The following is a 12,110-nucleotide window of genomic DNA, read 5'->3' on the forward strand; positions in this document are numbered from 1 at the left end:
GTCAGGGACGGGGTCCGGCGTTCGCCGGGCCCCGTTCGTCGTCGGGGGCGGGATGCGGACGCTCGAGCTGGAGGGCCACGCGGTTCTCGAGGATCTCGACGGCCTCGTCGGACAGGGCCAGCAGGCCGTCGACCTCCTCGCGCACCCGCCGGTAGGCGACCTGGCGCTCGGCCGGCGTCGCGGACTCGTCGAGAGCGACGGCCAGCAGCTGCTGCGCGGTGGCGAGACGCTTGCGCTCGGTCTCGGTGAACTGCGAGTCGCGCACGCGTCGGGCCTCGCGTTCGGCGAGATCGAAGGCGACCTCGTAGTCGGTCACCGCCGCCCGGTACTCGGCGACCTGGTCGGCGCCGACCCGGGCATCGGCCGACGGCGGGCGCAGACGGTCGGCGACCTTCTTGGCACGCAGGAACGCCGCGGTCAGGGGCTGGCGGCCGTCGCTCATGGTGGGGAAGGCGATCATGCGGGCCACATCGAGCTCGTACTCCAACCACCGCGCGGTCACGTCGTCGTGGACCGCGAACAGCTTCTCCAGCTGATCGGGCAGCGGGGAGGGCTTCGTGATGGGCTGGGGGTCGCTTCCGGAGACGCGGGTGGACGCCGTGATGGTCTTCAGCTCGGCCTTCGCCTTCATGACCTCCAGCCGACGCGCGTGACGACGCTGCGCGAGCACGTCCCACCGGCGCAGTGCGCCGCCCGCGACGCCGAGAACGGGGAACACCAGCCACCAATAGTGCTGGGCGAAGATCCAGAACTGGTCCACGGCCTCAACCCTATGCGCGGGGAGGCCTCTGCGCGGCGAGGCCTAGGCGCGCGGGCGTCGCGGCACGGGCCAGATCGGACCGCCGGGAGCGTCGGGACGACCGGAAGGGGCGGGGCCGGCGGCGCCCGGGGGTGGGTCTTCGGGGTTCTGCGTCGTGTCCGCGTCGCCGCGCGGCGCCGGCGCCGCCTGCGATCCCCGGGTCGCCATCACGCGGGCGAACGCCTCCGTCCCCCGCGCGATCACCGTGTGCGTGACCGTCTGGGTGAGGTTCTGCGCGATCTCCGTCCACGGGGCGATCCCGATCGTGCCGGCGCGCGGCGCATCGGGGTCGCCGGGCGCCGGTCGTGCCGGGGCGTCGCCCGCCGCCCGCGCCTGCCGCCAGGCGTCGGCCTCGGCCGCATCGAATGCGCGGGAGACGGCCGCCACGGCATCCCGGTACGCGGCGAACTGCGGCGGCGTGATGCGCGCCTGCGCGGAGGCCGGACGCCGCTCGCGCGCCCGCCGCTCCGCGGCCAGGAACGCCGCCGTCAGCGGCTGGCGGGCATCGGTCATCGCCGGGAAGGCGATCAGCCGCGCGGGATCGGTCTCATAGGTCATCCATCGCGCCGTGATCGCGTCGTGCGTGGCCAGCAGTCGCGCGGTGGGGGTGTCGGCGGCATCCGTCGCCGCGGGCAGCGCCGCGCGGGCGGCCGCCACGTGCGCACGTCGGGCGCGCGCGGTCGCCGCGGCGGCTCGCGCCTCGTCGGCGGCACGGTCGAGCTCGCGCCGTGCGGCGATCACGTCCGCGCGACCGGCGCGCCCCGTCGCCTGTTCGGCCTGCACCCGCGCCAGCTCGGTGCGCGCCACCCGGTGCCGGGCACGCGCGGCCGTCGCCGCGCGGCGGGCGGCGTGCATCTCCAGGCGCGCCGCGTCGAGCTCGATGCGGCGGTGGCGCTGCCGACGCTCCCGGCGCAGCCCGAGCCAGCCGAGGGTGCCGGTGCCGATCACCGTCGGCCCGATCCACCAGAACTCGGCGAGAGACGCCCAGAGCGGATCCACGTCCTCAGCCTAACGAGAACGCCTGGGAGCGCTCGCAGACCGGATGCCGCGGCATCCGTACCGGCCGAGGCCTCTCGATCCGACGCGGAGTGCGCGATGCGCCGAGGAGCCCGCGCGCCGGCTCAGCCGAAGAGCAGGGCGAGCACCGTCGCGCCGCCGCCCACGAGGATGAGGGCGATGATCGTGACCCAGGCGATGATGCGCGTGCGGCGCGTGCGCGCCTCGTTCATGCCGGTGTACTCGTCCTCGTCGCTCATGCGCTCAGCCTACGGGCTCGGTGACGGTCGGACCGAATGCCGCGGGCAGCGTCGCCTGCGCGCGGGCGCGCAGCTCGCCGACGGTCACCGTGAACACGTCCTGCACCTCGAGTGCCGGCTCGTCGCCGTCCGCCGCGACGTCGGTCACGCCGATGCGCAGCACCGGGTAGCCGCGGCCCTCGCACAGTCCGCGGAACTTCACGTCCTCCTCGCGCGGCACCGACACGATGACGCGGCCGGTCGACTCGCTGAACAGGGCGGTCGCGGCATCCACGCCGTCGCGCTCCATGATCTCGCGCAGCCACACGCGCGCGCCGACACCGAACCGCGTCACCGCCTCGGCGAGGGCCTGGGCGAGCCCGCCCGACGAGAGGTCGTGCGCGCTCGAGACGAGCTCCTGCTGGGATGCCGCGTGGATGAGCTCCGCCAGGCGCTTCTCCTGCGCGAGGTCGACCGCCGGCGGGCGTCCGCCGAGGTGGCCGTGCACGGTCTCGGCCCACGCCGATCCGCTCAGCTCGGTGGCCGTGACACCCAGCAGATAGATGTTCTCGCCGGCATCCTGCCAGCCGCTCGGGATGCGGCGGGCGACGTCGTCGATGATGCCCAGCACGCCCACCACCGGCGTCGGGAAGATCGGGGTGTCGCCGGTCTGGTTGTAGAAGCTGACGTTGCCGCCGGTGACCGGGACGCCGAGCTCGAGGCACGCGTCGGCGAGACCGTCGACGGCCTGGCCGAACTGCCACATGACCTCGGGGTTCTCCGGGCTGCCGAAGTTCAGGCAGTCGGTGACGGCGGTGGGAACGGCCCCCGTGACGGCGACGTTGCGGTACGCCTCGGCGAGGGCCAGCTGCGCACCCGCATACGGGTCGAGCTGGCAGAAGCGGCCGTTGCAGTCGGTCGCGATCGCGAAGCCGAGGCCGCTCTCCTCGTCGACGCGGATCATGCCGGCGTCATCGGGGAAGCTCAGCGCCGTGTTGCCCATGACGTAGTAGTCGTACTGGTTGGTGACCCAGCTGGTGTCGGCGAGGTTGGGGCTGCCCAGCAGATCGAGGAACTGCGTGCGCAGGGTCGCGGGGTCGTCGGTGCGGTCGAGGGCCGAGGCCGAGTCGTCGCGCAGGGCGTCGATCCAGGTGGGGTAGGCGACCGGGCGCTCGTAGACCGGGCCGTCGACGGCGACGGTCGAGGGGTCGACGTCGACGATCTGCTCGCCGTGCCAGAAGATCTGCAGGCGGCCGTCGCCGGTGACCTCGCCGAGCACGCTCGTCTCGACATCCCACTTGCCCGTGACGGCCAGGAACGCGTCGAGCTTCTCGGGCGCGACGATCGCCATCATGCGCTCCTGGCTCTCGCTCATGAGGATCTCCTCCGGCGTGAGCGTGGGATCGCGCAGCAGCACGTTCTCGAGGTCGACGCGCATGCCCGAGCCGCCGTTGGCGGCCAGCTCGCTCGTGGCGCAGGAGATGCCGGCGGCGCCGAGGTCCTGGATCGCCTCGACGAGCTCGTCGCGGTAGAGCTCCAGGCAGCACTCGATGAGCACCTTCTCGGCGAACGGGTCGCCCACCTGCACGGCCGGCCGCTTGGTGGGGCCGCCGTCGGCGAAGGTGTCGGACGCGAGGATCGATGCGCCGCCGATGCCGTCGCCGCCCGTGCGGGCGCCGAAGAGGACGACCTTGTTGCCCGCGCCGGTGGCGTTGGCGAGCTTGATGTCCTCGTGGCGCATGACGCCGACCGCGAGGGCGTTGACGAGCGGGTTGCCCTGGTAGACGGAGTCGAAGACCGTCTCGCCGCCGATGTTCGGCAGGCCCAGGCAGTTCGCGTAGAAGCTGATGCCGCTGACCACCCCGTGCACGACGCGGGCCGTGTCGGGGTTGTCGATGGCGCCGAAGCGCAGCTGGTCCATGACCGCGACGGGGCGCGCGCCCATCGAGATGATGTCGCGGACGATGCCGCCGACGCCGGTCGCGGCGCCCTGGAACGGCTCGATGTAGCTGGGGTGGTTGTGGCTCTCGACCTTGAAGGTGACCGCCCAGCCCTCGCCCACGTCGACGACGCCGGCGTTCTGGCCCATGCCGACCATGAGGCGTGCCTTCATCTCCTCGGAGACCTTCTGCCCGAACCGGCGCAGGTAGATCTTGGAGGACTTGTACGAGCAGTGCTCGCTCCACATCACCGAGTACATCGCCAGCTCGCCGCTGGTGGGGCGGCGGCCGAGGATCTGCTTGATCTGGTCGTACTCGTCGCTCTTGAGTCCGAGTGCCGCGTACGGCTGCTCCTTCTCCGGCGTCTGGACGGCGTTCTCGACAGTGTCTGCGACCTTGCTGTCGGATGCGGGGGTGCTCACGCGGCGGGACTCCAAGACTCGGGTGCCGGGGACGGCCTCAGTCTAGCCGGGACGCTGTCCGGCACGGGCGCGCGCCCGTGGCCCGCTCCGCGGGGTTCGCTCCTCGTCTGCTCGTGTCCCGAACTCCTCCATCCGCGCCTGTCGGAGGCGGCCACAGCCCGATCCGCCGGGCGTGGCGGCGGGTTGGAGGAGTTCGGGCCGTGGCGGGGTGGAGGAGTTCGGGCCGTGGCCCGGATCACGAGGGTCGGTAGCCTCGACGCATGGGGTCTCCGTCTCGCGTCGGTCGACGCTCATGACCGGCTCTCACGCCGACCTGTGGTGGCTGCCCGTCGGGGCGGGTGGGCGCGTCGTCGTCCGGACGAGCCGCTGGTGGGAGTCGCTGCGCGCCCTCCGGGCGCGTCGGTCGCCGCGGCCCCTCTTCCATGCCGCCCTCGAGGTCTTCGACGGAGAGGCCGGATACGTCATCGAGATGACGCCGGCCTGGGGCGGTCCGGTGGGCCCCCGCGGCGTCGTCGCCGAGGGACCGGTGGGATCGCGCCGGCTCGGGGGCTCCCGACTCTTCCGCTACGAGATCCGCTGCTGGAAGGACGGCGTCATCCCCGATCGCCGGTGGGCCGTGGAGCCGTCCCGTCGGCTCGCCCTCTCACCCGCGGCGGCAGGCGCGCTGATCGCGCGGGTGGGCCGTGCGCCCCGCTTCGTCTGGGGACGCGATCCGTTCGGGATCGGCGACATGTGGAACTCGAACTCGTTGATCGCCTGGCTTCTGGAGGGCTCGGGGATCGACACCGCCGAGATCGCGCCGCCTCGCGGCGGCGATGCGCCCGGCTGGCGGTGCGGCGCGGTCGCCGCCCGGCGCGGGCTGCGGTCCTGAAACCGGGCCGACGCGGAACCGGTGCGCGGTCGCCGTCATACCTCGTCGTCGATCACGCCGATGCCCACGGCGTGGTGGCTGGGCTCCTCCGCCTGCGGCATCGTCGGCTCGTCCGGAGTGGGCGCGAGGGGCTCCTCCGGATTCGGCGCGAGCGGTTCCTCCGGATGCGGTGCCAGGGGCTCCTCGCCCGGGTCCTTCTCGGTGCTCGGCTCGGTCAGCGCCTCGGCGTCGGGCTCGACGCTCTCGGGGGCGTCTTCGGTGCCGACGCCGGCCGTGCCGTCGATCGTGTCGGACGTCTGCGGATCGGTCATCTCGTCCTCCTTCGTGGTGCCCTCCACTGTTCGCCGGGTCGGCGCGACGCGCACGGGGGTTGACAGGAGGGGTCGTGCGTGTCGCGGGTTCGACGTATCCTCGCCCCCATGACCGGACTCACCCCGTACCTCTCCTTCGACGGCACGGCACGCGACGCACTCGAGTTCTACCGGGGCGTCTTCGGCGGCGGACTCGTCCTCTCGACCTTCGGCGAGTTCGGTCGCGACGACGGGCCCGCCGACCGCATCGCGCACGGCATGCTGCAGGGTCCGGTCGAGCTCTTCGCGTCGGATGCCGGGAGCGGCGAGCAGACCCTGGAACTCCGCGGCATCCTGTTCTCGCTCCTGGGCACCGCCGAGCCGGCGACGCTCGAGGAGTGGTTCGCGGCGCTCGCCGAGGGTGGCGAGGTGCTCGACGCCCTCGCACTGCGGCCGTGGGGTGATCACGACGGACAGGTGCGCGACCGGTTCGGGGTGACCTGGCTCATCGGCTACCAGGGATGACCGACCCCGTCGTGCGCCTGCGGGCCCGCGCCGCGGAGCTCGACGAGCTGCTCGCCCGGCTCGACGCCGATGAGGTCGCCGTGCGCGCCGACCGGTCCGACGCGACCGCCGACGACGAGCACGACCCGGAGGGCTCGACCCTGTCGGGGGAGTGGCAGCGCATCGACGCGCTCCGCCGCTCCGTGCGCGACGAGCGGGCGGAGGTCGACGCCGCGCTCGCGCGGGTGGATGCCGGGACCTACGGCGTCTGCCTCGTGTGCGGTGCCCCGATCGCTCCCGGCCGGCTCGAGGCGCGCCCCATGGCGACGACCTGCATCGCCTGCGCCGCCTGACGCACCGCGCCGTGCCCGGGTCGCGGTGCCGTGCCCGGGTAGCGGGGGCCGCGGCGCCGTGCGGTGCCCGCCGAGCCGTGCCGAGCCGTGCCGAGCCGTGCCGTGCCGAGCCGTGCCAGGGTCGCCGCGCCGCGCCGCAGTCGCCGTGTCCACAACTCCTCCAGTCGCGGGTCGAAGCTGTCCAGGAACGCCGCGGAGCGGGACCCAGAGGCCGATATGGAGGAGTTCGGGTCGCGCATGCGAGCGTCGGCTGACGGGCCACGCGTGCCCGGGTCGCGCGTGTCGTGCCTGGCTCGCCGTGCCGTTCCGAGCCGTGCCGAGCCGTGCCGGCGTCGCCGTGTCCCCAACTCCTCCATTCGCGCGTCGAAGCCGTCCAGGAGCGCCTCAGGGTGGGCGGCGTCGTCCGATGTGGAGGAGTTCGGGCCGCGCATGCGAGCGTCGGCTGACGGGCCACGCGTGCTCGGGTCTCGATGCCTGGCCCGCCGTGCCGTTCCGCGCCGCGCCGTGCCGCGCCGCCGGGTCCCCAACTCCTCCACCCGCTGCTCCGGGGCGGTCACCGAGCCGCATTCGACCATGCCACGTGTCGATGTGGAGGAGTTCGGGCCGCCACAGGCGTTCGACACGAAGCAGGCGCGGCTTCGTGTCCGCAGCCCGGAGGGCCGGCGCCGTCGGTGTGCGCCGCGACATCCGCGGAGGTTCGACGGCGTGGTCTCCGGGGCTGTGAAAAGGGGGCATTGACACGCGGCATCCCCTGCCCTAACGTACAACCAAATGGTTGTACAAACTGAGTTGAGCGACGATGAGACCGACCGCCTGTTCCACGCCCTCGCGGCGGCGACGCGGCGCGACATCCTGCGACGCACGATCGTCGACGAGCAGTCGGTGTCGGCGCTCGCCGCGGACTACGACATGTCGTTCGCGGCCGTGCAGAAGCACATCGCCGTGCTCGAGGCCGCCGGCCTCGTCATCAAGCGCGCCGAGGGACGCGAGCGCCTCGTGCGCGCCGACCCGCGCATGATCGCCCGCGCCCGGGCGCTGCTCGCCCGATACGAAGACCTCTGGCGCTCGCGCATCGACCGCCTCGACGCCCTGCTGGCTGAACCGCACGATCCCCGTCCCACGCAAGGAGACTGACATGCCCGTCACCGTCATCACGACCGACCCCGAGAACCTCACGATGACCCTCGTCGCGGATGCCGCGGCTCCCGTCTCCCGGCTCTGGGAGGCCTTCACCGACCCGCGGCAGCTCGAGCGGTTCTGGGGTCCTCCCGGCTGGCCGGCGACCTTCACCGCGTTCGACCTCCGCCCCGGCGGTCGCGTGGACTACCGCATGACGAGTCCGCGGGGGGAGCGCTCCGCCGGATCGTGGGAGGTCCTGAACGTCGAGCCCGGTCGCAGTTTCGAGGTGCTCGACTCGTTCGTCGGTGACGACGGCGAGAAGCTCGAAGGCTTCCCGTCGATGCGGATGCTGTTCTCCTTCGATGCGACCGCCGAGGGCTCTCGCCTGACCAACACCACCTACTTCACCTCGCTCGAAGCGCTCGAGCAGGTCGTCGCGATGGGCGCGATCGAGGGTTCGCGCCTCGCGATGAGCCAGCTCGACGCGGTGCTGCAGGACCTCCGCGCCTACGCGCAGGGCAAGGGCACCCGCACCGAGCCGCTGACCGATCAGCACGTGCGCATCACCCGACTCATCGAGGGCTCGCGCGAGCTGGTGTGGCGCGCCCACCACGAGCCCGAGCTGCTGCGGCAGTGGCTGCTGGGACCCGACGGCTGGCAGATGATCGAGTGCGAGGTCGGCGAGACCACCCGCTTCGTGTGGCAGCAGGGCGACGACGAGTCGACCCGGTTCGGCTTCGAGAGCGAGACCGTGCTCAGCGAGCCGATCTGGCGCGAGGTGTCGACCGAGCGGATGATCGGGGTTCCGGGACCGGCCAACCTCAACGACCTCCAGCTCTACGAGGAGGATGGTGCGACGTTGCTGACGCTGCTGATCGAGTACCCCGACAAGGAGACGCGCGACATGATCCTCGCCACGGGGATGACCGACGGCATGGAGTCGTCGTACGCGCGGCTGGAGGCGGTCGTCGCGGGCTGAGGGGTCGCGGCGTTTCGACTCGACGCTGCGCGCCTCGCTCAACGACCGGGGAGGGTGCGCCCTCCGGTCGTTGAGCGAGCGCAGCGAGTCGAAACGTGAGGTCGGGACGGGCGGACGCGGCGCTGCGCGCCTCGCTCAACGACCGGGAAGGGTGCGCCCTCCGGTCGTTGAGCGAGCGCAGCGAGTCGAAACGCGGCACGCCGCGGCGGCGCGGTCGCGATCAGTCCCCGAGCACCAGCCTGTAGCCCATGCCCTGCTCCGTCAGCAGATGCTGCGGGTGGGCGGGGTCGCGTTCGAGCTTCTTGCGCAGCTGCGACATGTACAGGCGCAGGTATCCCGAGTCCGCCACCTGATCGGTGCCCCAGATGTCCCTCAGCAGGTTCTGCCGGGTGACCAGCGTCCCGGGGTTGCGGGCCAGGAACTCGAGCATGCGCCACTCCGTGGGCGTGAGGTGCACGACCTCGTCCCCGCGCACCACCCGCGTCGCGGCGAGGTCGACCTCGACGTCGCCGAAGCGCACGACGGGCGCGTCGGCGGATGCCGCGGAACTCCCGGATCGGCGCCTCCCGAGGGCCCGCAGCCGCGCGAGCAGCTCATCGATCTGGAACGGCTTCGTGACGTAGTCGTCGGCCCCGGCATCCAGCGCCTCGACCTTGTCGGCCGATCCCGTGCGTCCGGAGACGACGAGGATCGGCACGTCGGTCCAGCCGCGGAGCGCGTGGATCACCTCGACGCCGTCGAGGCGCGGCATCCCGAGATCGAGCATCACGATGTCGGGCCGGGCCTGCGCCGCGAGCGCGATCGCGGCGGCGCCGTCGGGGGCGGCGACGACCTCGTAGCCGTGCGCGGCGAGGGTGATGCGCAGGGCCCGCACGAGCTGCGGGTCGTCGTCGGCGACCAGGATCTTCACGGTGTCATCCTCCCGCCCCGGAGCGGGTGGTCGTCGCGGTGACGGATGCCGCGGCATCCACGGGCAGCGAGATCACCATCGTGAGGCCGCCGCCGGGAGTGGTCTCGGGCGTGAGCGTTCCGCCCATCCCCTCGGTGAAACCCTTCGAGAGGGCGAGGCCGAGGCCGAGCCCGGTGGTGTTGTCGGTGTCGCCGAGTCGCTGGAACGGGGCGAAGATGTCGCCCTGCCGCTCCGTCTCGACGCCCGGACCGTGGTCGACGATGCGCAGCTCGACGGTCGCGGAGAGGCGGCTCGACGCGATGCGCACGCGCGTGCCGGACGGGGCGTAGCGGCGGGCGTTCGCGAGCACGTTGACCACGACGCGCTGCAGCAGCACCGGATCGGCGCGGACGGCCGGGACCGCCGGATCGAGGGCGAGCTCGACGGCATCGGGGCCGAGCCCGAGCTCGTCGATCGCCTCCAGCACCGTCGCCGCGACATCCACCGGGGCCAGCGAGACGGCCAGCACGCCGGCCTGCACGCGGCTGACGTCGAGCAGATCGGTGACGAGCGACGCGAGCGCGGCGAGCGACTCATCCGCCGTGGTGATGAGCTCGTCGCGGTCGTCGGCGCTCAGGGAGGGCCCCGTGGCCCGCAGGCCGCCGACGGCGGCGATCGCGGCGGCCAGGGGACGCCGCAGGTCGTGGCTCACCGCCGACAACAGCGCCGTGCGCACCTGGTCGGTGGCGGCGAGGGCATCGGCGGTGCGCGCCGTCTGCGTGAGGTCGCCGTGCTCGAGCGCGGCCGCGAGCTGCGCCGTGATCACGTCGAGCAGCCGGCGTTCGAGCGCGTCGACGTCGCCGCCGTGGAGTTCGAGGGTGGCGCGGGGTCGTCCGCTCGCGTCGGCGCCGACCGGCACGACGACGGCGCGACCGTCCCGTACCGGCTCGCCGTCGGTGGCGAGCACCTCTCCGCTCGATCCGTCGCCGGCGAGCAGGCGCGCCCCGCTCAGGCCGAACGCCTCGCGGGTGCGGCTGACCAGCGCGGGAACGGCGCTCTCGCCGCGCAGCACGCTGCCGGCCACCGTCGCGAGCAGCTCGGATTCCGCTGCCGCCCGACGCGCCCGTCGCGTGCGCCGCGCGGCCTGGTCGACGATCCAGCTGACCAGGATCGCGATGATGACGTACAGCACGAGCGACAGGGCGTGCAGCGGGTTGTCGATCGTGACGGTGAAGCGGGGATCGATGAAGAGGAAGTCGAGCGTGAGTCCCGACAGCACCGCCGCGAACAGGGCCGGCCAGATGCCGCCGATCAGGGCGACGACCACCACCAGCAGCTGATACGCGAGCACATCGGAGGTGATCGTCTCGTCGTTGGATGTCGCGAACAGCAGCCACGACAGCAACGGCCCGCCCGTCAGCGCGACGACGAGCCCCAGGATGCGGCGGCGCCAGCCGAGCGCGCCGCCGGTGACCCGCGGCAGGTGCAGTGCACCGCCCGCGGCCGCGTGCGTGACGATGTGGACGTCGATGTCGCCCGACTCGCGGATGACTGTGGCGCCGATGCCGGGACCCGTGAACGCCGCGCCGAGCCGACTGCGCCGGCTCGCTCCCAGCACGAGCTGCGTCGCGTTGACGGAGCGCGCGAAGTCGACGAGCGTGCGCGGCACGTCTTCGCCGATGACCTGGTGGTAGCTCCCGCCCAGCGATTCGACCAGTGCGCGCTGGGCGGCCAGCGCCCCGGGCGCGGCGGCGCGCAGGCCCTCCTGCGTCGTCACGTGCACGGCCAGCAGTTCGCCGCCGGCCGCGCGCGCCGCGATGCGTGCGCCGCGGCGCAGCAGGGTGTCGCCCTCGGGGCCGCCGGTCAGGGCGACGACGACGCGCTCGCGGGCCTGCCATGCGCCGCGGATGCCGTGCTCCTCGCGGTAGCTCTGCAGCGCGCTGTCGACCTCGTCGGCGAGCCACAGCAGCGCGAGCTCGCGCAGCGCCGTGAGGTTGCCCAGACGGAAGTAGTTCGACAGGGCCGCGTCGATCCGCTCGGCGGGGTAGACCGCACCGGCGGCGAGCCGGTCGCGCAGCGACTGCGGCGCGAGGTCGACCACCTCGATCTGATCGGCCGCGCGCACCACGGCATCCGGCACCGTCTCGCGCTGCGCGACGCCCGTGATCTGCGCGACCACCCCGCCGAGCGAGGTGATGTGCTGCACGTTGACGGTCGTGATGACGTCGATGCCCGCCGCCAGCAGCTCCTCGACGTCCTGCCAGCGCTTCTCGTTGCGCGAGCCCGGCGCGTTGGTGTGCGCGAGCTCGTCGACGAGCGCGATCTCCGGATGCCGCTCCAGCAGGCCGTCGAGGTCGAGTTCGTCGAGGTCGACCTCGCGGTGCTGCAGCCGCCGGCGCGCGAGCGTGGGGAGGCCCTCCGCCTGCGCCGCGGTCGCGGCGCGCCCGTGGGTCTCGACGATGCCGACGACGACGTCGTGGCCGTCGGCGAGCAGTCGGCGCCCCTCGGAGAGCATCTCGTACGTCTTGCCCACGCCGGGCGCGGCCCCGAGCAGCACCCGCAGCCTGCCGCGCTTCATGCGTTCACCCTAGTTCTCCCGTCGGTTCTCCGGCCCCCGCCGAAGCTGTTCTCGTCGGCCCGGGCCGTGCCGCTCGCCCGACCCGGCCACCGACCCGAACTGCAAGGGATGCCGGGGGGGGGGGGGGGGGG

The 12,110-nt window shown here is 73.1% G+C and carries 12 protein-coding genes; 5 read left to right on the forward strand and 7 right to left on the reverse strand.

Features of this window, described 5'->3' with window-relative positions; genetic code table 11:
• Position 1: 1 nt before the first annotated feature.
• The 4 genes from MHO01S_RS12525 to purL all read right to left on the reverse strand — a co-directional run bounded on the left by MHO01S_RS12525 (position 2) and on the right by purL (position 4,396).
• The gene (locus tag MHO01S_RS12525; RefSeq protein ID WP_061782384.1) at positions 2-760 is read right to left on the reverse strand and encodes a hypothetical protein; all 759 of its coding nucleotides are present in this window, start codon (positions 758-760) and stop codon (positions 2-4) included.
• 42 nt (positions 761-802) lie between these two features.
• The gene (locus MHO01S_RS12530) at positions 803-1,798 is read right to left on the reverse strand and encodes a hypothetical protein (RefSeq protein WP_061782385.1); all 996 of its coding nucleotides are present in this window, start codon (positions 1,796-1,798) and stop codon (positions 803-805) included.
• 122 nt (positions 1,799-1,920) lie between these two features.
• Positions 1,921-2,055 carry a hypothetical protein gene (locus tag MHO01S_RS16910; protein ID WP_255266093.1) on the reverse strand — a complete coding sequence of 45 codons (135 nt, stop codon included), beginning with the start codon at positions 2,053-2,055 and terminating at the stop codon, positions 1,921-1,923.
• A 4-nt stretch (positions 2,056-2,059) separates the two neighbouring features.
• Positions 2,060-4,396, reverse strand: coding sequence for a phosphoribosylformylglycinamidine synthase subunit PurL (purL, locus tag MHO01S_RS12535; protein WP_061782386.1), 2,337 nt, complete (start codon positions 4,394-4,396; stop codon positions 2,060-2,062).
• Positions 4,397-4,688: 292 nt separating this feature from the next.
• Here purL and MHO01S_RS12540 point away from each other — a divergent pair, with 292 nt between their 5' ends.
• On the forward strand, positions 4,689-5,267 hold the full coding sequence (locus tag MHO01S_RS12540; protein ID WP_061782387.1) for a hypothetical protein: 579 nt from the start codon (positions 4,689-4,691) through the stop codon (positions 5,265-5,267).
• A gap of 35 nt (positions 5,268-5,302) precedes the next feature.
• Here MHO01S_RS12540 and MHO01S_RS12545 read toward each other — a convergent pair whose 3' ends face one another.
• Positions 5,303-5,578 (reverse strand): hypothetical protein, encoded by a 276-nt coding sequence (locus MHO01S_RS12545; RefSeq protein WP_060959118.1) that lies wholly within the window; start codon positions 5,576-5,578, stop codon positions 5,303-5,305.
• A 108-nt stretch (positions 5,579-5,686) separates the two neighbouring features.
• Here MHO01S_RS12545 and MHO01S_RS12550 point away from each other — a divergent pair, with 108 nt between their 5' ends.
• The 4 genes from MHO01S_RS12550 to MHO01S_RS12565 all read left to right on the forward strand — a co-directional run bounded on the left by MHO01S_RS12550 (position 5,687) and on the right by MHO01S_RS12565 (position 8,512).
• Positions 5,687-6,082, forward strand: coding sequence for a VOC family protein (locus tag MHO01S_RS12550; protein ID WP_060959085.1), 396 nt, complete (start codon positions 5,687-5,689; stop codon positions 6,080-6,082).
• Positions 6,079-6,414 (forward strand): TraR/DksA family transcriptional regulator, encoded by a 336-nt coding sequence (locus MHO01S_RS12555; protein WP_060959084.1) that lies wholly within the window; start codon positions 6,079-6,081, stop codon positions 6,412-6,414. Before MHO01S_RS12550 ends, MHO01S_RS12555 begins: the two co-directional genes overlap by 4 nt.
• Positions 6,415-7,185: 771 nt before the next feature.
• Entirely contained in the window at positions 7,186-7,548 is a 363-nt protein-coding gene (locus tag MHO01S_RS12560) for an ArsR/SmtB family transcription factor (RefSeq protein WP_060959087.1), read from the forward strand.
• A 1-nt stretch (position 7,549) separates the two neighbouring features.
• Positions 7,550-8,512: an SRPBCC family protein gene (locus tag MHO01S_RS12565; protein WP_060959088.1), complete on the forward strand. Its 963-nt coding sequence runs from the start codon at positions 7,550-7,552 to the stop codon at positions 8,510-8,512.
• 220 nt (positions 8,513-8,732) lie between these two features.
• On the opposite strand, the gene MHO01S_RS12570 is transcribed toward MHO01S_RS12565, so the two are convergent.
• Entirely contained in the window at positions 8,733-9,422 is a 690-nt protein-coding gene (locus MHO01S_RS12570; protein ID WP_060959089.1) for a response regulator, read from the reverse strand.
• Between the two features lie 4 nt (positions 9,423-9,426).
• Positions 9,427-11,979, reverse strand: coding sequence for a DUF4118 domain-containing protein (locus MHO01S_RS12575; protein ID WP_061782388.1), 2,553 nt, complete (start codon positions 11,977-11,979; stop codon positions 9,427-9,429).
• Positions 11,980-12,110: the final 131 nt, after the last annotated feature.

This window comes from Microbacterium hominis NBRC 15708 (genome assembly GCF_001592125.1).
In the GTDB taxonomy this organism is placed as follows: Bacteria; Actinomycetota; Actinomycetes; order Actinomycetales; family Microbacteriaceae; genus Microbacterium; species Microbacterium hominis.